Annotated in this window: 19 protein-coding genes; 7 read left to right on the top strand and 12 right to left on the bottom strand. The window is 45.4% G+C overall.

The features are described 5' to 3' along the window. Positions 1-62, top strand: a 62-nt coding sequence (locus tag QMN38_RS27050; protein WP_071528444.1) for an IS1 family transposase, incomplete at its 5' end; no start/stop codon positions are given. A gap of 237 nt (positions 63-299) precedes the next feature. On the opposite strand, the gene QMN38_RS22080 is transcribed toward QMN38_RS27050, so the two are convergent. The 8 genes from QMN38_RS22080 to QMN38_RS22045 form a co-directional block, all read right to left on the bottom strand. After that, positions 300-1,445, bottom strand: coding sequence for a hypothetical protein (locus tag QMN38_RS22080; RefSeq protein WP_000339750.1), 1,146 nt, complete (start codon positions 1,443-1,445; stop codon positions 300-302). A gap of 44 nt (positions 1,446-1,489) precedes the next feature. Next, positions 1,490-1,786 (bottom strand): type II toxin-antitoxin system RelE/ParE family toxin, encoded by a 297-nt coding sequence (locus QMN38_RS22075; protein ID WP_000581857.1) that lies wholly within the window; start codon positions 1,784-1,786, stop codon positions 1,490-1,492. Positions 1,787-1,835: 49 nt separating this feature from the next. Beyond that, positions 1,836-2,306 (bottom strand): hypothetical protein, encoded by a 471-nt coding sequence (locus QMN38_RS22070; RefSeq protein ID WP_000170639.1) that lies wholly within the window; start codon positions 2,304-2,306, stop codon positions 1,836-1,838. A gap of 433 nt (positions 2,307-2,739) precedes the next feature. Then, on the bottom strand, positions 2,740-5,130 hold the full coding sequence (locus QMN38_RS22065; protein WP_000694551.1) for an Ig-like domain-containing protein: 2,391 nt from the start codon (positions 5,128-5,130) through the stop codon (positions 2,740-2,742). A 402-nt stretch (positions 5,131-5,532) separates the two neighbouring features. Further along, positions 5,533-5,784 carry a hypothetical protein gene (locus QMN38_RS22060; protein ID WP_000115760.1) on the bottom strand — a complete coding sequence of 84 codons (252 nt, stop codon included), beginning with the start codon at positions 5,782-5,784 and terminating at the stop codon, positions 5,533-5,535. 32 nt (positions 5,785-5,816) lie between these two features. Next, on the bottom strand, positions 5,817-6,005 hold the full coding sequence (locus tag QMN38_RS22055) for a hypothetical protein (RefSeq protein ID WP_001107529.1): 189 nt from the start codon (positions 6,003-6,005) through the stop codon (positions 5,817-5,819). A gap of 236 nt (positions 6,006-6,241) precedes the next feature. Then, positions 6,242-6,673 carry a hypothetical protein gene (locus tag QMN38_RS22050; RefSeq protein WP_001251242.1) on the bottom strand — a complete coding sequence of 144 codons (432 nt, stop codon included), beginning with the start codon at positions 6,671-6,673 and terminating at the stop codon, positions 6,242-6,244. 103 nt (positions 6,674-6,776) lie between these two features. Then, positions 6,777-7,292, bottom strand: coding sequence for a hypothetical protein (locus QMN38_RS22045; RefSeq protein ID WP_012695482.1), 516 nt, complete (start codon positions 7,290-7,292; stop codon positions 6,777-6,779). Positions 7,293-7,623: 331 nt separating this feature from the next. On the opposite strand from QMN38_RS22045, the gene QMN38_RS22040 reads away from it, so the two are divergent. The 5 genes from QMN38_RS22040 (at position 7,624) to QMN38_RS22020 (ending at position 13,103) form a co-directional block, all read left to right on the top strand. Continuing rightward, positions 7,624-8,388 (top strand): hypothetical protein, encoded by a 765-nt coding sequence (locus QMN38_RS22040; RefSeq protein WP_000277498.1) that lies wholly within the window; start codon positions 7,624-7,626, stop codon positions 8,386-8,388. Between the two features lie 80 nt (positions 8,389-8,468). Beyond that, complete coding sequence (locus QMN38_RS22035) at positions 8,469-9,230, top strand: methyltransferase (protein WP_001167418.1); 762 nt, start codon at positions 8,469-8,471, stop codon at positions 9,228-9,230. Positions 9,231-9,323: 93 nt separating this feature from the next. After that, positions 9,324-9,587 carry a hypothetical protein gene (locus QMN38_RS22030; RefSeq protein ID WP_000149862.1) on the top strand — a complete coding sequence of 88 codons (264 nt, stop codon included), beginning with the start codon at positions 9,324-9,326 and terminating at the stop codon, positions 9,585-9,587. Between the two features lie 43 nt (positions 9,588-9,630). Beyond that, positions 9,631-10,218, top strand: a complete 588-nt coding sequence (locus tag QMN38_RS22025; protein WP_000491820.1) for a hypothetical protein — start codon at positions 9,631-9,633, stop codon at positions 10,216-10,218. 464 nt (positions 10,219-10,682) lie between these two features. Beyond that, entirely contained in the window at positions 10,683-13,103 is a 2,421-nt protein-coding gene (locus QMN38_RS22020) for an Ig-like domain-containing protein (RefSeq protein WP_000681217.1), read from the top strand. A gap of 2,077 nt (positions 13,104-15,180) precedes the next feature. Here QMN38_RS22020 and repHI2 read toward each other — a convergent pair. Together repHI2 and QMN38_RS22010 are read right to left on the bottom strand one after the other, a co-directional pair. Continuing rightward, entirely contained in the window at positions 15,181-16,269 is a 1,089-nt protein-coding gene (gene repHI2, locus QMN38_RS22015) for an IncHI-type plasmid replication initiator protein RepHI2 (RefSeq protein ID WP_000159528.1), read from the bottom strand. Positions 16,270-17,376: 1,107 nt separating this feature from the next. After that, positions 17,377-19,833 carry an Ig-like domain-containing protein gene (locus QMN38_RS22010; RefSeq protein ID WP_001232713.1) on the bottom strand — a complete coding sequence of 819 codons (2,457 nt, stop codon included), beginning with the start codon at positions 19,831-19,833 and terminating at the stop codon, positions 17,377-17,379. A 372-nt stretch (positions 19,834-20,205) separates the two neighbouring features. On the opposite strand from QMN38_RS22010, the gene QMN38_RS22005 reads away from it, so the two are divergent. Continuing rightward, positions 20,206-20,832 carry a hypothetical protein gene (locus QMN38_RS22005; protein ID WP_000966518.1) on the top strand — a complete coding sequence of 209 codons (627 nt, stop codon included), beginning with the start codon at positions 20,206-20,208 and terminating at the stop codon, positions 20,830-20,832. A 57-nt stretch (positions 20,833-20,889) separates the two neighbouring features. On the opposite strand, the gene QMN38_RS22000 is transcribed toward QMN38_RS22005, so the two are convergent. Both QMN38_RS22000 and QMN38_RS21995 read right to left on the bottom strand, forming a co-directional pair. Continuing rightward, the gene (locus QMN38_RS22000; protein WP_000535423.1) at positions 20,890-21,171 is read right to left on the bottom strand and encodes a hypothetical protein; all 282 of its coding nucleotides are present in this window, start codon (positions 21,169-21,171) and stop codon (positions 20,890-20,892) included. Beyond that, the gene (locus QMN38_RS21995) at positions 21,158-21,601 is read right to left on the bottom strand and encodes a hypothetical protein (protein ID WP_001805248.1); all 444 of its coding nucleotides are present in this window, start codon (positions 21,599-21,601) and stop codon (positions 21,158-21,160) included. Before QMN38_RS21995 ends, QMN38_RS22000 begins: the two co-directional genes overlap by 14 nt. Positions 21,602-21,629 lie beyond the last annotated feature (28 nt).

Raw genomic sequence — 21,629 nt, 5'->3', positions numbered from 1 at the left:
AATCGGTGGAGCTGCATGACAAAGTCATCGGGCATTATCTGAACATAAAACACTATCAATAAGTTGGAGTCATTACCGTGCTCATAAATCTTATTTCGTATTCACTTTCCTTTGTCTTTCGGTCGTAGATTATCAGGGGAAGCATAAGAAGAATATGTGAGGTTTAAGCAAATGCGGTGATCGGGCATTATAATTTGGTGAGGCTATTATAAGTGGATAAAGATAGTCGTAGGTATAGGATCAGGTTAAATTGCATTTTCCCGGTTGCCTTCCCTGGCCTACCGGTTTCAGCTCAGATACTAAGACCAGCGGTAATACTTAAAATATTCCTCATTTGCAGCTATAAACTCCCTCAAACCGTTCATTAATCCCTTCTCAAACGCTGTCACGATAAACCGGTAACCGTCCAGTGTTTCAATGTAGTAAATACCGCCTGGTGTAATTCCAACATGCAACACCTCGGCTGTCATCATAAACTGGCCTTCCGGAAAATCATGCGAAAGGTAAATGAAACCAGTAGTGGCCGATGCGGGTGTGGCATTCACTAAGACCCCGTTAAACTGCTGCCCGTGCCTCGCCGGTACAAGCTCACTTCCCCTGGTTGACTTATCAAGCAGCCTCTTAACATCTTTTTCTTCTTTTAACGAGGTATAGACCCGCACATCACTGTCATCACCTGGGCGAGAGCCGGTGCCAACATGAGCAAGACGACGGTAAGCACTGCGCATATTAACGTGGCAGGATGCCCCTGCTCTACCCTGAAGCCTTACGCCAAAGTCTTCGCAAAGTAACAAAATCTGACGTAGCTGGTTTTCATGCACGGACGCTGAGAGTGAAAGATTGAAACAGGAAAAGGTCAGTTCTAAAACCTTTTCGCGTTTGTCATTGAAATGAGCTTCCAGCCTGATGACTGGCTTTTCCGACATTGCAAAAGCTTTGTCCGTTACTCTGTACCGGCATTCATCTCCGAAACATTCTTTAACAACGCTGGCTATGACCGTGTCGTGTTCTCCATCTTCCGGAGCTGGCACAAAGATTTCAAATTGTGCCGGTGTATCCGGCTCAAGCAGAACGGGATAGAGACGCGGAGAATTAAGCAAAGCGCATTCAGAATTAATGAGCTTAACCCAGGCGCTTTTGTCGTCCGGATCCTTAAGCTGCTGTCCAAGGTTATCGCAAAAGTCAACTATCTGACGGGTATGCTCATCCGTGACTGCACAGATCAGGTTAAGACCATGCGTGGCCATACGCAGTTCCCGGGTTCGGGACTGGGAATTGATCGACCAGGGGTTAAGTGAAAGCGAAATAGGGCTTATGGAAGGGACGACCGTCTCATTCTGCAAATCTGTAAGCTGGCAGTTCGCAGTAGGCTTCGGGGAAAGGGTACTAAATATGTAACTTGCCTGTTGTTTAGTACTGGCCTGGATATAAAACATCGCGTCCATGCTTGTATCCCGGGATGAAATTGAAAATAGCTTCATTTTTAACCTTAATGGATGAGCGATTTATAGTCATGTGCAGACAAATGAACATTATGTGCGCCATCATTCCATTCAAAGAATAATCGATACTTAGAGTTTACTCGAATGGAGGAATAACGGTTTGACGTCATTCTTAAGCGTTCATAACGCAAGCTGTTGGATAATAACTCCCGCTCACTCTGGACATTATCCAGCGTTTCAAGTCGACACAGAATTGCGTTAATAATTTCAGAAGGAATACCTGCCGTTGTTTTTCCATTACGGAAGAACTTTTCAAGCCGTCTGTCTTTAAATGAATGGATCATAGTTCCTCCGTAATAATTGACCTTAAAATTAAATTAAAAGGGCTTTGAATTAATGAATACCTAAAATGCGGGCGGCAACTGCCAGCTGCTTATCACTTAACTGACGCTGGTGGGTTAAAGAAGACTTAAGGCTTTCCAGAAAATTATTACTACTGGATTGTTGGGTGATTGCATCAACCATTTTTTGATGAGACCTGCACCATGCTGTGAACGCAGAACTGTGGGCGCTTTCAGTCCTTAAACGCTCGTCTTGCAGGGATGCTGACACTTTGCGGGCAGCTTGCGCATTAATGCGGTACAGCGCATTCAGCGTGTAAGCAGTACGGGTCGTTTCGAGGCTGTAACCCGTGGCTTTACAAGCCATACAGCGACTTCTATAAAAATGCTTACGCTCTCCCCGCCCATTGCATTTATCGCAAACAATACGAAAAGTATATTCCGCAGTACCTTTTACAGAATCAACACAGCGGATTTTTGCGCTGGAGATTTCAATTCCACTGCGATCATAATATTTGGTCATAATGTGATTCCTCCGGTTAGTTCTGGAGTAATCATGACAGAATGAATCTACTGGCTAATAACCTGAGAGTAAATATTTTAAAAAAACATTGAGAGAGGGTCTGCAAATTTATACACGAAGGATTCAAATATAATTTGTTTAAAAAATTAAGAGCATTCTGAAGTAAAATTGCATCAAAAAGCATTCATGGATAAATCATGTACTGGTGCCAGCGATTTAAACGAGGACATTGTTCCGGTGTAATTACACAGTTTAGCATCATAGATTATAACCAAAAGGAAGGAGTCCTTCCCGTCTCGGGAATATTACTTTCCCGTTTGCAGTTTAAGAGACACTTAATGAGAAAGTAATAATTAAGTCATGCTCAACTCTACATTTTACATTGAGGATGGCGTAACAGGGTACGGCATACTACCGTACCCTTGTGTAGGGTTTATGTTTGAGGGAATTCTATAGCAAATGTGGCCGTGCCAGATTGACCACTTACAGCGGGAGTAACGGGATATGTGCGCTCTTCACCATTACCAAGATCCAGTGACAGCGATTTAGTTTCACCAGGCTGGACCGTAACTCCGGCAACCGTAACGCCGAACTGGGCGTTTTTCTGAACAGTCAGGGTTCCGTTTAACTGTCCGGTAATGATAGAACCGTCCTGACGACGCAACACACTGGTTCGGATGATGGCCAGCGGCGTGTTGTCCGTTGCTTTCAGTGCTACGGCTGTGGCCAGCGTCTTGAGATTATCCAGCATAATCAGGTTAGCTGGCTGGTAGGTAAAATTAAGCGTTTTAGTGGTCCGGTTACCTGATTCGTCAATAGCCAGAGCCTCCAGATGATACATCTGTCCCGATTCGTCAGTATTGGGGAAGATTCTGGGGTATTCAGGAATAAAGACATCCTTGGATAGCGGCGTGAATGCAAGGGTGACCTTTTCAGAGTTAGGTCCACCAGCGAGCTGAAGCGATATCAGGGAAGCATCCCCAGAGGCATCAGTAACGCTTATGCGTAGGTTCTCAAGCCCTTTAACCAGTTTTCCTTCTGCGTCTGCGCCATTAAAGCTGAACGCAATAACCGGAAGCGTTGAGTCAATTTTCAGCGGTGCATTAAGCGTTTTGGTTCCTGTGTTTCCAACAAGATCCGTGGCAGACACGCTAACAACCGTATAATCCCCGTCCGGTAGACCAGCGTATGAGAAAGTGGCGTTTTTGGTTTTATAATCGCTTTCACTGACAGTCACAGGCTTCAGGGTGAAAGTTTCCCCCCGGGCATTTTTAAGGGTGGCTTCGAAAACTTTGGTATCCCAGTAGCTGATGTTCCAGGCGTTGACGCGATCATTATCGGTGGCCGTCATAGTGATTGTCTTGGAGGCCTTGTTTACCTGAGCGACATTAACCACCGGTGGGTTGTTATCCCAGATAACCGTAAAATTACCAGCAAGCGCATCGAATATGCTGTCACCATCTTTTCCCGAGTAAAGATGCAGATACTCAAATCCTTTGTCACTGGTGTAGTTGAAGTTAACCGTCATCTCGCATGAACTTTGTCCGACAGGAATAGTGCAGAACCAGGCTGCATTTTTTACCGTTCTGAACTTTTGCACGTATGGTCGGGGTTCTGCGGTTACCTTTATGCGGCTAATGGTGGCGGTTTTAACGCTGATTGAGGCCTGAGTTAACCACTCACTGGTATCACTCCGGTACATCTCTTTAGCCACTATCTTCGGGGCTATTTCCATCGCCGGGGCTGGAGTGAAGTTGAGGGAGTTATGATGAATTCGTCTTACTCCTCCCGCCAGAGTCTGAAATTCATGATAAGTATCCCCCACATTTGGATATATGTATTTGAAAGTATAGATATTATAAGTGCTATCGGACGTCTGGAAATTCGAGTCCGCCCAGCCATATTTGGAACCGTTAACAGCAGTAAAGTCACTTTTCTTCCTTAATACCCGTACGGAAATAGGGTTCTGGAAGACGGTCATGCCAGACTGATAGGAGACCCATGATCCGGTAGTGGCGTCCTGCACCTGGATGATATCGTCAGGCTTAACCCGATCAATTACGCTTCGGCGGCTTAGTTCGCTCCTGTTTCCCGCTTTGTCATAAAGGTAGATCCCCACTTTATATTCAGAGCGGTTTTCCGGTGCCAGGGCATTGCTGCTTGCGTCGGCGACTTGAACGGTTACGCTACCTTCCACTGTATTAATTTCCGCTGGCTTTTTACGCTCCACTCCAGCGGCATCGGTTATGAAATATTCAGCATTAGCAAGCCCGGAACCTTTATCACTCAGTCCATTAAAGACCAGTGCCTGGACGCTGGCGTACTGCATACCGGCTGGTACTGAAGTGAAGATCGCTTCGCTGCCAAAGTTCCACCCATTTCTCGTATAACTTATGGTACCCGTTGCCGGAGGCGTTCGGTCAATTGCAAGCGGGTAATCCTGCCGGGAGACCTCCTTCCCTTGCAAGTCGGTAATCACCTCTCTGAGGGTGAAGCTATCTTCTCCCATCGCTGGTACGGTCAGAGTCTTGCCGTAATAATCAAAGCCTGTCGAAGATGTGGTACGGTCATCAACGGTAACCAGGCTGCTTTTCGTGCTCCAGATGAGGCTCCCGTCACTTTTCAGCAGACTGAGCGTAATATAACGGTCCAGACCGGAAATAACGGCAACGTCAAAGCTCGTTACCGGATTAATCCATACGGATGCAGGCGATACGGTCTTTTTAACGTTCAGGGTATCTTTAAAGCTGAATTCTGCGATTTCAGCGGAAGCTCCTGCGCTGAAACCTGCAAATGCAATAAGCAGGGCTAGTTTGATTTTCATGGGTTGTCTCCTGATCAGGTTCCCCATGATACTTTTTCAGTGTTCGTGATCTTTTCGGGAAAATAGCTATTTTTGATGTTTTTCTTTTCTGCCCGGCGGGACTTTTTTTGTTTACGTGAATGCAACAAAACCAGAAAAGTTACTTTTTGATAGGGTAAAATTAGGTTTCCCTAATTTCCAGAAGCAAGCGAAAGCAGAACTAGCTTAATAGCCATTAAGAACGCCATACCTATTGATAAATAACGCTCCTTACATTTAATGATTTGAGCATTTAAAAATGAATTAGCGAAAGAATTTTGGTTTGCTTTTTATTGCATGAGTAAAACAGTATTAATAATCCGGAGCCATTAGAACGTACTCTAAAGACTCCGGTATACAGATATCTTGCCAGTAAAAATGGCCTTACTCCTCATCATCCCCCAGCGCTTTTTTGATGGCGCGGCGGCGGGCTGCATCACCTACACGATATCCGACTGAATATACGTCATTCAACCGGCGCAGAATAAGATTTATTTCCTCATCCTGAATGTAGGCAGGTAAACACAGAACCACGTCGCCATCTTCATCATAGACTCGAACAACTTCCTTCTGCCCATCTCGCTCGCGAATAATCTGGACATGCTGAACCCTGGTGTATTCTGGGTTTACGCTCATTTTAAGTATCTCTCTGTAATTGTTGTTACCAGTTAGCTATAAGCCGGATAATTCTGGTATTCAGTGTTCTGCACAGCAATCGCCTGCTCGTGGATCATTGACACTGCCAGGCGGGCTTTAACTCGCTTGCTGGTGAGAAAACGCTTCACTTCTTTAAGTTCGCTGCCAGCCGACAGCATATTGAAGACATGCTGTTTGAGACTGTTGTTATTTTTGGCCACTTGTTTCTCCATCATCTTTGTACATGGTTATTTCAGGCTGGCCTGCCAGATCACACACGTTATCCATATGCTTTTGGACCCAGTCTGTTAGACCCAGACCTTCGGCCTTTGCCTGATTGACGTAACGCAGTTTACGTTCAGGGGTAACCCGCATCTGTAGTTGTGCCGTCGCTGGAACCGCCTCTTTCAGGGCGTTAAGGCCCCTCTGATCACGGGCCTGAATTGATGGTTTACCGCTAGGCATCTGATGTATCGCTCTCCCGGCGAGCGGTGGACAGCTCTATTTCTTTTGCGATAGCTTTATCTATGGCATCCAGCTGCATGGCAAACTTGATTTCAAGCGAACAGCGTAATGCCTTCAGGGCGCGTTCTTTGGTGCTGTATTGTGGTATGCCGTTCTGGCTACCATTCATGCCTCGCATGCGGCGGGAGGTTGCATCGACAACCTCTCCCTCTTCCCGTGTGCCGTGAACCGTAGTTCCGCTCCATGTCGGATAAACAGTGCCAGTGGCGGTGTTGAAGCTCCAGCCGTTTTGGTATTCCCCCGAGACCTCTGGTACGGGCATATCGCGTTCAACGCCATAGTCAGACCAGCGTAAAGCGCGGTTTATTCTGGCCTGTGCCACCAGCTCATCATACGCGGCTTGTTCTTTTTTATTCATCGCCATTTAGGGCAATCTCCTTAGAGGGGAATTAGGTGTTATATCGGTACGTAAGTGCTTTTCAGGCCTAATCTCTGACAAGGCCTGATGTGCCAGACTGCCGTTGCATTCACCGTTTTATGGCGGTTGACAGAGCCTCATTAAGAGCCGCAATTAGCTCAGGCGAAGTCGGCTCCAGATTTTTGGAAGCGTTCAGCAGCTCCTGAAGTGAAGAGATTTCCTTTGGCTCCACCTGGTTTGTTTCAGGTGCCGTTTTTTGCACTTCATCCAGTGTACGCTGTGCACCGTTATCCAGCACCAGCACCCCCCCGGCACGAATTTCTGAAATGGTGCGCAACGTATACATCAATTTATCCCAGACACGGCTACCAACCTCGAACCCGGAATCAGCTACTTTTTCTTCATTATGCTTTTGAAAAATTTCTTCTAACCAAGTGGTGAAGCGCTTTCCAAAAGTATTGGCGGCTAAAGAAGTGCAGGAATAAACCTGTTCGACCTGTTTTGTTCCATTTTTATCAGTGAATGTAATGAGACCGATTCGGCCACTGTTAACAGTGTAAAAGCGAGGTTGAAAGCCAGCTTTGAGAAGGTTTTCAATAGCTGAAAAAAAATCTTTTTTGAGCATCGGTTTCAAAATGGTTTTCCTTTTATGCCCGGTGCCGCCGGGGCGGTGGCGTTAAATATACGCCATGTAAGTAAATTAATTTATACCCATTTGATTGTCAATACAAACAAAAAAACAAACCATGTTTATTATTTTATCAACGATGCTATTTTAAAGTCCGTCTAAAATAAAAAACCAAAAAGTTAAATTTGAAGCCGTCCTTCCTAAATTCATTTCTTGCGCATATTAGCACCCTGCTTTAAGTAAATAATTTTTGAAAAAGTTGTCTGGAGGTTATTAGCTCGTGCATCTGGATTGGTAATATAAAGCCAACACAGAAAAGGAAAACAAAATGTATAAATTAGTATCTCCTCGTGAACTGACTGAGATTATTACCGGTTTACTGCTTAAACCTGAACTCCTTGGTGAGCTGGACTCACCAGAAAAGCATCGGATGTTTATGGCAGATTTAGGCCGCGTGGTGGCCGAACATTGTGGAGGTCTGGTAAACAGCGTCGTCTTGCCAGGAACAGAAGTTACAGTGTCGGATGGGTTACCGCTTAATGGCCAGCCGGTACGTTATCTCGGAATCAAAGAGAACATCCCTCACCTCCTTGTAGAGCCTGATGCTTCCTTACCTTCGCTCGCTAAAAACGTCTGGATGTATGCAGATCCTGAAGGCTGGAAAGAACATTTTGGAGCTGAGGAAGACTGCCTTACTCCTGAAATGATGCAGCTGTTCCGTAAAGGTATCCAGGCTCTTCAGAAAGAGCATGACACCCCTGAAATTAGCCTCACACTTCAGGACTGGCGCCTGGAGGAGGAAACACTGCCAGAAGAGGACAGTCAGGCCTATCAGGTCAGCGTTACCGGCCAACATAACATCCACTGTGAAGTTGTTAACAAGGAAGGTAACCCCTGTTTTGGTGTCATGTTCGAAATCGATCAGGGTGTGCCTGCCTTACACATCAACACCGGCGGGGATATGTTGCTCCACATTCATTGCGCCCATAACGGACTCGTTCTGACCCCTGATGCAAGCGGTCAGCGATTTGATAAGGCTCCCGTTGACCGCTTCTCTTATAACAGCCCATCCCTGCTGTTGTCTGCCGACTAACCAAGGCCAAATCTGAATTGTCCCGTTTAAGTAACCAACCCGCTGCCGCCAGGCGGGTAAATCCTCTTAATGGAGTTTTAATGCAAATCTCAACTGAAGTTCTGAACGTCTTATCTCGCTGCCGTGCTGAAGGGAACTTTCTTTTCCTGGCCGACCAGCTCGACCGCAGCATTTATGTTAAGACAAACAAAGTGCTCGAAGCCGCCGGTGGCAAATGGAACCGAAAAGAGCAGGCACATATTTTTACGGCGGATGCAGCTGAGCGTATCGAGCAAATCATTCTGACAGGTTCGGTTGACATCCCACGAGATCTGTTCAATTTCTTCCCTACACCTGAGAATTTAGTCACAGATATGGTTCTACGCGCTGAACCAGCTGCCGGGGAGCGTGTACTGGAGCCAGAGTTTGGTGATGGCCGCATTCTGAAAGCCTTAAAACTGGCGGCTCCGGATGCATTGATTACCGGGATCGAATTGAACGATGAGCGATTCCTTGCAGTGAAGAACGATAGTGTCCTTAGCACAGGAGTCGAGCTGGTGCATACCGACTTTCTTGGGTACCAGCCCGATGAAACTTTTGATGTTATCGTTATGAATCCACCATTCCTTAAACGCTCTGACGTTAAACAAGTCATGCATGCCATCGCAATGCTCGCTAAGCGAGGTCGCTTACAGGCCATTCTGTCAGCTGGGGTATTGTTCCGGGAAGACACACTGACAAAAGCGCTCAGGGAGCGAGTCAAACAACTTGGCGGACAAATTTCGCCTCTTCCGGATGATACATTTAGGGAGTCCGGAACAAAGGTCAAAACAGCCCGCCTTGAAATTGATCTTCGCCGCTAACTGACAAGCAACCGGAAAGAAATCTTAATACGAGTAGCCGGTTAAAGTTACCTGACCGGCTTAACTGACTAAATCAATAAAGAGTGAACAGAAATGACGCATACTGCCGTTTCTCAGGCTAATAGTGCTTTGCAGCTACCCACGGTGGAGCATGTCTACGCTCTTCTGAAAGCAAATTGTAAACCTGACCGCTTTGACGGGCGTGACGGACCCGTGTGGGGCCAGGAATACTCGTGGAATCTGGCAAAAGATCGCTTACAGGATCTGGAGAAATACGGTAAGGCATATGTCTCCCGTCATGAAGACCGTATGGGGGAAGGATTTAGTTTTGGTCCTGACCTGTTAATTATTCGCTAACGCTCCTAATGCCTGATGATATGGTAAGCACAACTGGAAAAATATGTTTTCAAAGCCTATGACCACTTTCACACCAGAACGTATTGAACAAATTTTGGAATTTGCCGAGGGTAGTAACCCAAGCGAAGCAATGAGTCTCAGAGCTGACGAAGTTGCTGTACTGGCACGTATTGGAAAGGCAGTTATGTCGATTGCGCCTGTTTATCAGTGCGAGTTTTGCCACCATGACGCAACCGGGCAACTTCAGTGGCACTGGGAAGATGTGAACAAAGCTTTTTATGATAAATACGATCCAGACAGACGCGGAAGACGTCGAATCCTCTATACCGCCCCGCCGATGCCTTTAGTTTCGGCTGACCTGCTTAACATGGCTTCATCTGCTATTGAAGACTTGCTCACTAACAAAGACAGAAGTGGTGCGGGAATGTGGAATGACATTCCAGAACAGCTACGACGCGCAGCAGAACTGGTAATGGATAATAGCCGGGCCGCTGAAACAGAAGCGATGCTGATGCGTCTTTATGTAGAATGTGACACAGGTGAGCGCAGGGGCAACGGCACTCAATCTGGCGTAGCAATGCCTTCTTGGCAAACCGTTGAAGAGGCACGTGTGTTGCTAGGGGTGAAATGATGCAGTTCTCGCCAGGGCAGTTTGTAATTCACAACAAGAAGCGCCTTGCGGAACGAAGGTAGACGTACTGACTGAGGTTCACTCCCCTCTCGACTGGTGGCGTAATGCCGCCAGGTTTTGATTCATATATGCCGTCCGTTAACGCATTTATATCTGACATACCTAATTTATCCTGATTCTTTTTTACACAAAGTAAAAGCATCACTTAATGCGATATGTGGATGCCGATAGTTTCAGGCTAATGTTATAAGTTTTGCAATCGTTGCCAGTTTGGACACCACAGAAATGTCAGATGTAATTCCAAAAAGAAAGATTTCCGTCCTGAACGCACAATAAGGTTTGTCGAAAGGCAAATTATAGATTTGTAATTTCGAGCACCATATGGAGAAGTTTTTTATACTTTTACGAACATAGTGACCTTTAGGAAAAGCTTAAAATAACACCAAACCTAAAGGGGAATAAGAATGAAACATCTCGCTTTTATTACTGCTGTAGCCGGACTCGGTATGTCTGTTCAGGCCCCAGCTCAGATATATGAATCGGCCTTTAAAGACACGAACGGTATTGAGATCCACGCCCCGTCTTCTCGTCTTATGCTTAATCCGGCATCACCGGTAACTTTGACACTTATTTCAGGTCTTGATCGTTTCGTTAATGTCAAAGTCACGAAAGACACTGGAACTGTCATTCTTAATACTACGACTACACGGACGGGTGTATCAGACCGACTAACAGCTGCTGACGGTAGTGAGTTCTACGGCAAAAAAGTAACTTTGCCTGCTTTGGGTGAAGGCAAATTTGTCGTTCAGATAAACGTGTTAGATCTCAATCAGAAGCCTGTAGCGACCTATAACTATAACTGGCTAATTGATGTCACCCCTCCAGCGGCAAATGCTCTTACCGCTAATACTGGTTCTGGCTCTACCGCTGGTGACGTGTGGAAGCTTGGATTAGAGGCAACGGGGCAGTATGACTTCACCTCTTCGGGCGTAAGTGATGCAAATGGTATTGATAAGGGCCTAATATATATTTACAGGCAGGACGGTAGCCTCTACAGCACTACACAGATGCAGTATGACGTATCCGGCCAAAAGATGTACCACACTTACTCTAAGAATTCAGTTAAGGGAACCGGAATACCAGACAGCAACCTGGATGAAGACTTTACTGCAAAAGTTGTTATCTTCGATAACGCAGGTAATAGCCGAACGCTGCCAACTCAAAAATTTCGCTACGACAACACGCTGGGTGAGATGACACTGTGGGCCGTTCATGATCCAAATACGTCTTCCAGCGTCGTACCCGGGGTTTCTAATTATCCGGCTTACAAAGCCGGTATGGTCGTTAACGAAAACCCTATTCGATTAGTCTACCGGATCCCAAAATCTAACTACCGTGCTTATTCAGAAGGTGGGCTTCAGTTCATCAATCAATATTCCGCCCCCAAAGAGATAGCTGTAGACAGCACTTATGCTTATGTTGAAATGACTCTTCCCTATGGCTCAATTAATGGGGATATGGCTCGTATGGCGAACTTTGGCCAGTGGGGAGGGTATTATCCGTCATACAGCCTCGTTCTAAACCCATCTGCAAACCAAACGCCTGCATTTGCGGGTACCTGGGTAGATTTCCTCGATGATAAGGGGAACTGGGTTAAGTGGAAGGATTTTGAGAGTGTGGCTTCATCACGACTGCCAATTAAAATTTCCCGACTTCGTTTTAACGTTGAAGCCCGGCCCTTTGCACAAGAGATCGGCGGTAAGGCGACCTGCACCATTCCGGCAGGAAAAACCTCGTGTGAAGCGCCTGAGACGTTTGATATGGCCTTGGGTACCCAGGGCTACAATAGGATCCTTTACTTCGTTCGCAGCATCAGCAATCCCATTTTGCGGTCTGAGCAATGGATTATGACACGCTGGAACAATAAACAACTGCCGGTAATAAACTCGATATCATATGACGAGACTAACAAGCAGCTGGATGTACTGGCGTCACTTGAAGGCGATGGTAACTGGTTCGACTCGGTCTCATTGAGGGAATTTTATCTTTCCGATAAGAACACCGGTACCCGGATGTCACCCACAGGCGTAATCAAATCTCGTATCTCAGGTAACTACACGATTGCTTATGATTTATCCCGTCAGTCTGAAGGAAAATACAACGTTGAGGTCAACATCAGGGACTTCTTCCAGAACCAGACCAATAAAACTTTCGGAGAAATTGCTCTGGATAACACTCCTCCGACAGTGGCCATAACATTCGACGGAAAGCCGGTAAAAGACGATACGGTAGTGTACGGCCTGGAGAACCTCAGGATCGCTCTGGCAGATAATCTGACAACCCCGAGGATAACCCGTCTTCAGCTCGTAGGTGGCCCCACAGCTGATAACGTTGAGCTTACGTGGTCACCGGCAGGCAAAGATACATACATGCCTGAGTATCCGAGGCTGTTCCCAAATTTCGAACCATCTGAAAATTATTCAATTAGCGTAACAGTTGCCGATAGTCAGTCGAATACCAAAACCTATACTCAGAAGTTCAGTTATCTACCGAATAACCTTGTGCAGTTACATAATCTACGCACATTATCGGTCAGTTCGCCTCTCAAAACGACAGATGGCGTACCCCTTGCGTACCTGTCCACTAACGTTCTGCGTAAGACAAATGGAGAAATTGCTAAAGGGGTCCAGAACGCAACGCTGACTGTGCGGAAGGATGCAGCCTTCGGTATTAAATTTAACGGGGCACAGGCGGCTCCAGGTGAGTCAGTTGAGGTGCAAATAGATATGGGCCAGGGGGATAATCTTCTGTTACCCGTTTATCCTTCCGAAAATGGGAAAGTTGGCACCTCAGAATTCATGATTCAGATCGACGAGTTGAAGTAACTACCCGGAGCCGACAGTAAAACTGACGGCTTCAATTTTACTGCCCTCCTTGACTCCGATCAGCCAGTACGTCTTCAGAGATTCGCAAGGAAGAACCGAAAGAAAAGTTACTTTAATCGTACGTTTCCAGCGATGCTTTTAAAAGACAATGCACACTCGTTGATTACGACAATGGGAGTGAGTGTCGAAACCCTTGAGTAAGGATACCCGGTAAATATACAGCCCCGGGGATCCTCTTCCTTCAACCGGGGATGACAACGGTAGTGAGTCCGGCAACTCACTCCCGTTGTCACTTCTCTGACATATCGTCATACGAGCTTACTCAAGTGCATCCACAAAGATGGGATCGTTTTGAATCTAAACTGGTACTGGTTAGCCAGTCACTTGCATCTATTCCCCCGTCGATACTTAAGTGACAATTGTAGTGATCTGCAATACTGGTGTCTCAGAAACACTGACGACGGTAGAGACTCAATACCCTAACCCCTGACAACAGGAGTGAGCTTAGAGGTGTTACGCTGCTGTCACTTAATGCTTGGGAATTGCCTGACTCACAACCATTGTCATCCGGAGCTACTGATTAACGTTGAACCGCTGGACTTTAATGACAGTGGTAGTGATGGATAGGCTCATTTCCATTGTCGTCATTTTATCGGACAAGCCTCTTCGTCCTACAGGTTTAAGCTGACAATGGTAGTGATTGGATGATCTCACTACTGTTGTCACTCAGTTCTTTGAGCGGACCCTTCCCTCGGTTGGTCGGCATTAACAACGGTAGTGACTCGATTGGCTCACTGCCATTGTCATCGTGTAAATGACGTACCTTATCAGCTCAGCTGAAAGCAATGACAACGGAAGTGACTCTAATTGCTCACTGCCATTGTCGTCGTGTCTATTGAGAGCCTTATCAGTGCACCTGAAAAGCAATGACAACGGTAGTGATTCTAATGGCTCACTACCGTTGTCACCGTGTGTATTGAGAGGATGGTCCACTTAACTGGACGTCTATGACAATGGTAGTGACTTTAATAGCTCACTACCATTGTCGGCGTGTGAATTGAGAGGATGATCAGCTCAGCTGTACGGCCATGACAATAGTAATGACTTAATGAGCTCACTACCGTTGTCACCCTGTTAATTAAGAGGCTCATCTGCTCTTCTGGAAGGCTATGACAACGGAAGTGACTTGCTGGGCTCAGTGCCATTGTCGCCGTATGAATTGAGAGGATCATCCGCTCTTCTGGATGGCAATGACAACGGTAATGACTTAATAGGCTCACTACCGTTGTCATCCTGTAAGTTAAGAGGTTGATCTGCTCAACGGGACGACTATGACAACGGTAGTGACTTGCTGGGCTCACTACCATTGTCACCCTGTGAATTGAGAGGTAGATCCGCTTAACCAGACGTCCATGACAACGGTAGTGACTTTCTGGGCTCAATACCGTTGTCACCCTGTGATTTAAGAGGTTGACCCGCTCTACTGGACGGCCATGACAACGGTAGTCACTTTCTGGGCTCACTACCGTTGTCGCCACATAGAATGAGAGGAGCATCAGCTCAGCTGAACGGCAATGACTACAGTAATGAGCTGGATGAAGCATAACCATTGACATCTGGCCCAACCGGAAGCCGTATTCGCCAATCCAATCGAGATTCACAATGGCCGTGACTCGCCGCATTAAGTTCCGGTGTCCTCCCAAAGCTGAACGCACACTCGGAGGACAATGACAATGCCAGTAAGGTACACATCATTACCATTGTCACTATAGCTACCAGAGAAGCCGGGATTTGAATGTCGATGGTAGTGAGTGGGTCAACTCACTGCCATTGTCACCCCGTTACGATATTTTCCGTTGGATGTACTGGCCAATGAAGTAAAGCGTAGAAACCGGGTGTTAACAGGTGACTCAGGAGAAAGCGTTGAATTCGCAATCTCGATCTACATAGGGTGGTAGAGAACAATGACAACGGTAATGACTTTTGACTCATTACCGTTGACGTGAAAGAGCGGGCTGGGACTAACGAAAATCGAAGAAGTAATTTAGCACCCGGAGCCTGAACCGCCGGGTTAACTTTAGCTGGCGTTGCTGTTCTTTTTCTGGCTTCGAAGACTACGAATATAGCGCAGTTCTTCAGCGGTTAAATCATGGACGGTAAGAACATCATCGCCGTCTATCGGGTCAGCTGGTGGGCATAACTCACCTTCTAAAACAGAAGACCCTGAGTTCTCTTCTTCATCTTCAACCACTTCTAAAGGAGGCTGAGTATTGTTCAAATTCAGATCGGGATCCCGCTTATGAATCTGGAAGTATACTTTTCCGTCTTTCTTAATTTCGGTGTACTGGAGGTATCCTATCGATGCCAACTCTTCAAGAGCCTTTCTCACGGTAGCATTCTGACTATTTGCTCGTGTTTTGAGGTTCAGACGATTTTTCAGCCGAGTAAGGGATATCGGTATAGGATTTGGCGGTAATGACTCTATGAACGTATAGAGAGCCTGGGCGCTTTCCTTCTTGGCCAACTCCTTAATTGCCTTCAGCTGCATCAAAACCTTATGATCGTATTGATAGAGCTCGAAAATCTTAGGATCAACCTGAAGGACAACCTGATCTGATTCCGGGTCTAACAGGGCAGACTGTACCAGATGCGTTGTATAGACTTTGGACGAGTTATTACTGGTGAACGACAAGGTAACGGATGCTAACCTGCGTAAGGAGGCGTCTATACGTTTTCTGGACGCTGTAGATGAGCGATAATTTTCAGGCGTACATAGCTTGAGGAATTCAGTGAATTTTAAGCTTATCGTGTCATTGTTAATCGGATGATTGGCATAGGTTCGAATGATGCCCATCCACGTCTTAAAATCTACTGACATATCAAGACGCTCACCGACAATTGAAATATTGGTGAACCCCTCGCTCTCCATTAAAGAGAGCGTCTGTAACTCTTTCGTTGCGTCAAAGCCAACCGTTTTATATTCCCGATTTTGACGCCCCACACTCTTTGGTGATGGGACGAACAGCCCGAGCCGCATCAAAGCAATAGACTGCACCGTACGGTTGCTGTTAGGACGCAAAATGATGTCTTTACCTGATTCTTTCTCTCTAACAGAGAAAGCCCTGGTGACCAGGTCCTGCTGCTCAGTATCTTTCTCTTTAGTCATAATAAGTTATCACTGAATGTGTAAACAGATTGGTGAATAGTAAGCCCCAGCGAACTCTATGTCACTGGATGGATCATTGTGATGATCCATATCTGTGCATAAGTTCTACCTAAAAAAACGACTCCACTCATTAAAACTTGGCAAAAACTCTTTGCATACAATGACCTGCAACTCTTATCAACAACGGATCAGATCAAGTTAAAAAGATCTAATGAAAAGTCACTACTATTGTCGCTCTGATCACTACTGATGTCAAAAAACTCATTACCAACGTTATAATAATCACTACCAATGTCAAAATAATCACTACTGTTGTCACTGATCACGTCTCAGGCCTTGTGCCGTCTGGCCTGGAGGCAGCGGGGATCTCTTTTGATCTATCAGGAACACTAAGGTACTAATTATTGGAACTACCTTGTGGAAAATGGGGATAAATAAATGCTTAGTTCTTATACAGGTCTCAACTTGCCTCCCTGATAAAAACTGTCGTCAAAGCTAAATCACAGCCACAGGCATTTTCGGTGGATAAATTTTTGAGAAATAGAAGCATACATGCAGACTCGTGTCGCAAGTAATTGAAAGTAATAATTTATTTAAATAATGCGAGTCACCTTACCTTACAGTGGAAGTTTAAGTCTAACCTCACTACCATTGTCACTTAAAATCATTACCAACGTCGAAATAGTCTCTACCATTGTCTTTTAAGTCACTCCCGTTGTCACTTATGTCGCTACTGTTGTCAGTGACAATGCTCCAGCCCAGTAACCATGCGGCCTACAGCGTACCGGGATCTTCTTTGTACTCTCTGGCACCTTTGGGATCATTTATTGGATCTACATGAGGGATAAAATCTTTTGACGATTTCGTAGTGCAGTTATACCAGCGACTTAGCAAGACAAAAGCTGCAATTTAGTGACGAGTTACTAGTCTGCCCAACAAGAGCAATGCAGAGAAGATATGTGGTGAAATGACCATGGTAGTGAGTCTAATCACTACCATGGTCCGCAGTAAGCGTTACTTACGCAATGAACGTCGGACTGATTTGCAACAACATGGGCTACGGCGCATCAGAAGACGGCCGTTGTGCTTCAGCAAAACAGCCCTGCTTTATTTTAATTCTTCAATGTTAATCATGAACTCAGATCTGCCTGTAAGGCCGGATACAGCAGGGAAAATAGGAAAGCTACGGCTGTCCCCGAGCCCCAAATCCAGTTGAAGCTCTTTGCTTTCACCTGGCATCGCAGAAACACCATTTACAGTCACGCCGAATGCAGCGTCCTTACGGACAGTAAGCACTGCGTCCTGAAGCCCTGTAGCGATTGAACCATCCTTTTTACGCAGCTGGCTGGCATACAGAACAGCCAGAGGAGTATTGTCAGATGTTTTGAGAGAAGCATTGACAGCTAAGGTTTTCAGATTCTCTAGCCTGACGAGATTGTTTGGAAGGTAGTTAAATTCGACTGAGCTTTCTTTAACGTTGTTCATCTCATCTTTGGCCTGAACTGTGAGAGTGTATGTTTCGCCTTCATTAAGAGACGGAAAGATCTTGGGATAATTAGGTGCATACAGGTTGTTTCCCAGATTCACCCAAGACAATTCCACCGCATCAGAAACAGGGCCACCGCGAAGAGTCATACGGCTTAAGGATGGTTTAGTTAGAGCATCGGTGAGCTGTATACGGACGTTCTCCAGCCCATATACTGTTACGTTTTTGCTGATCGGTTTTCCTTCGTAGCTAATACTTACAGATGGTGCTGTATTATCAACGACAACAGTTTGATAAGGGAGGTTACCGGTATTGTTGAATGTATCTTGGGCATTAATTACCACGTTATAACTGCCTTCTGGTACCTCTTTCATGTTGAACTCATACGTGTAGTTCCCAGACGCCATATTTCTACCTGTTTGTTTGCCGGTTACGCTTATTTCTGCGTTGTTACGGTTTTTATCTGACAACCAAACTCGATTTACATAAACATGGTCGAAATATGAACCATCTCCAGGTTGATTCACGTAAACCTGGAGAATGTTGGTGGTTTCAATGTAATCAAATCCAGTGACGGAGGGACCCAGTGTATGCCAGGCTATATTCTCCCATATAGGGGCAAAGAAGGTTGCTTCGGTGGTTGACCTTACTTCATAGCCACTATGAAGATAGCCGGTAGTGCCATTTATAATATCCTGGGGCAAAGAGACGGTACAGGTTGTTGAGCCAGCTGGAATACTGCATGTTGCTCCGCCAGTGATTTTTTGATCATATGGCCTAGCCTGTACATTGAACCGGATATTAGTAAGTTTTATAGGCATATCAGATGCCTTGAACAGGTTCCAGTTTACGCTGTTGAACCATGTTCCATCAGCCTTTTGTCGTTCTATGGGTGAACTTCCCCAAGCCGGACTCTTTACAGAGGCAGGATCCCAGTTGAGCCAGCTGGCATACTGACCAAGATCTCCTCCAGACCATTGATATGTATTCACAGGTCTATAGTAGTTTCCATCTAAGGCACCCTGTGGCAGCTTAACTTCCACGTAGACATAGGTGGCATCTTCGGAAAGGACCTGTACTCCGCCATAGTTATTGGTAATGCTCATGCCACCATTTCGATATGGCTTCCAGTTAGTTCTTGGGATACGTATAACCAACTTGTAGGGGTTTTCCAGCACTGTAAGGCCTCGTTTAAACGGGACGTATCCCGAAGAAATGCCGGGTACAACACTGGTGCTTACACGTGAGTCATGAACTGCAAATGGCGTAAATTCTCCCATTTGATCGTCATATAAAAACCGCTGGGGAGGAATGTTAAGCGTATTTCCTGCCAGGTCCGTAACGATGAAATTGAAGGTGAATTCTTCATCAAGATCACTTGAGGGCATGCCAGCCTGGGTGTTCATATCTTTAATCCACGGATAGAACGCACGTTTATTGGCTGTGTCATAACTCAGGTTATTGTCGGAGACCACAGAACCATTACTTCGTTTAATGACAAGACGGATCTTGGCAATTCCACTAGCATCCTCAATACCGTCTGCAAATATAGAAAACTGGCCACTACCGCCTCGGCCCAACTCCCAAAGTGGCCCAGAAAGTACCATGTCGTAACCTGCGTTTTGACTCGGATAAATACTCTTATAGCGTGGAGGAGTTGTATCAACGATGAAATGATAAGTAGATGTGCTCACTACAGTCTGGCGAATATCCAGAGTTTCATTGACTACAGTAAAGGTCCCTTCTCCGAGCGCCGGTAGAACCATATCCTTTCCATAGTATTCTGTTCCATCGGCAGCAACGATACGATCTGCAACGCTCGTTTTGGTCGAGACGGAGGAATACATAACCTTTTTATCGCTGTCTCGTGTGACCGTCACTCGCTCGTACCGATCAAGACCCGATATCAAGTTCAGAGTCAAAACACCAGCGGGATTAAGATATGTTTGTGTTGCAGGCTTAATATTCCGAACAGCCTTATTGGTATCTGTAAATGAGTAGCTAAATACCTGAGCATGTGCCGAAGATACAGTAGCAAGGGCAGTTGCAACCATGCAGCCAATTAGAGTTTTACGCATATGATGCTCCGGGAATAGGTTATAGCCTTATTCTACGGATTCAGCCTACAAGGTCCGGTCGGATAAAGTGATAATTTGCCTGTTAAAAGAGACATCAAGTGAGAAAGCAACCAACGTACAGAATGCAAAATGGCGGCAGTGCATCTGGATGACGCAAAAGTAACTTTTTGTACCCACTTTTTTGGATTTTAGCCTTCAAAATGAGTATTCAACCAATCATAAAAGTAACTTTTGATAGACGCTGCTCCTTTATGTTTGCCAATTGTGCTGATATGTTTTTAAATTCAAGGAAGCGAGATTTTAAAAGCATCTGTTGAGTCAAATTTATGTAAAATAACAGGGTAACCATCACTTCTAGGTTGAGGAAACCCAATGTTATACATGCTCTTATGCTGTTTTCTGATGCTCAACAGTACATTCGTTATGTTCAGAGCAATGTCTGCAATAAGTAAAGGATCCGCTAAAGAAAACCGGTCTGAAATATCGCTGATAGTCCTAGCAACACTTGGAATTGCATCACCATTCATTGTCGCAATGATTACTATTAATGAAAGTATGACATCTAAAACAGTAACAGATTTTTCTTTGGGTGCTCAGTGGTCCGGAATGGTTTCAGCGGTAGCGCTAATGGGGTTATATGCTCGACGCGTTTGGAAAGAGAAGAAGTCCTTATTTACTGGCGCTTTCCTGGCCTCTTCCTTAATGGCCTTTATTTTTACTGACAGCCTTGTTTTCGTATCCCAGAAGGACACCGGCGTTCTGGCTACTTTCGTACTCGATAAAAACGCTGGAGATATTGATTGTAGTCGCCCGGCTATGATTGTCCATTACAGTAAAGGTGTTCCAACGGACTGGCGTTGCCCAACCAGTATCATGTTGATGGCGTATTCTTCATATCCTTTTTTACCTTGGCCTGAGTATAGCCATGGTACCAGCCAGTCTCTTACGGTTGTTATTGATACATTTATGGAAAACGCTGTTAATCTCAGTCAAAAATAATAAATAAACCTCTCTAGTGAGAGGTTTTATAAACCTGAGCCACCAATCTAATTAACTCTATATTTTTGTTTTAGCTTTTTTAAAGGTAGACTTACCGAATAAAACAGCAATTATAGAGCAAAGGCCTGGCGTTAGGACAAAAGCTAATAATGCACTGCCAAAACTTGTCATTTCAGGCACCACGAACCAGCTGATAGGCCACGTCAGGGCAGGTAAATTTAGCGGATCATAAAGCGCATGTAGAGCGCTTAACACACAGTAAAGTGCTAAAAAGCAAACTAGATAAACAACGATCCACATTTTAATTTGCTCAGCAATTTCAAATTTAGGACTGCCCATGCTTTACCTCAGTGGCTGAATATTGATGGTTAATATCTTTAATCACCCGTAAGCACTTAGTGCATACCTTAGTTCGATTTGTCTGCTTGTCCAGAGTGTATTTAACTTCAAGTTGACCTCCAGCATTAAGCAAAGTGAGCATCTCATCTTCTAACACGCTTCGGTAAATGGTCTTGTCCGAGAGTGTGCCCGGTAACGAGTACTCAACATAATTGTTTGAAACTCTTACCGATTTAGGGATTTTACCACTGAGCTGGATTTCATTCGTTGAAGGCATTACAGTTACTTTAATCACAGTTGCCGGTGACCAGAAATCCTGATAACGCACTTTATGAATTTTATCAGCTCTAAGGCCTAACCACACATTTCCGGCGATAAGAACAATAAGCAATCCATAAACTGATCGTCGAATGTTACGCCTTTTAATCACAATGTCCCCCATCCCTCAAATATCATTC

The sequence above is a fragment of the Citrobacter sp. R-1.5.2 genome (assembly GCF_035064245.1).
In the GTDB taxonomy this organism is placed as follows: Bacteria; Pseudomonadota; Gammaproteobacteria; order Enterobacterales; family Enterobacteriaceae; genus Citrobacter.
The sequence above is the reverse complement of the archived record's forward strand: the minus strand, read 5'-3'. Positions and strand labels throughout refer to the sequence as shown.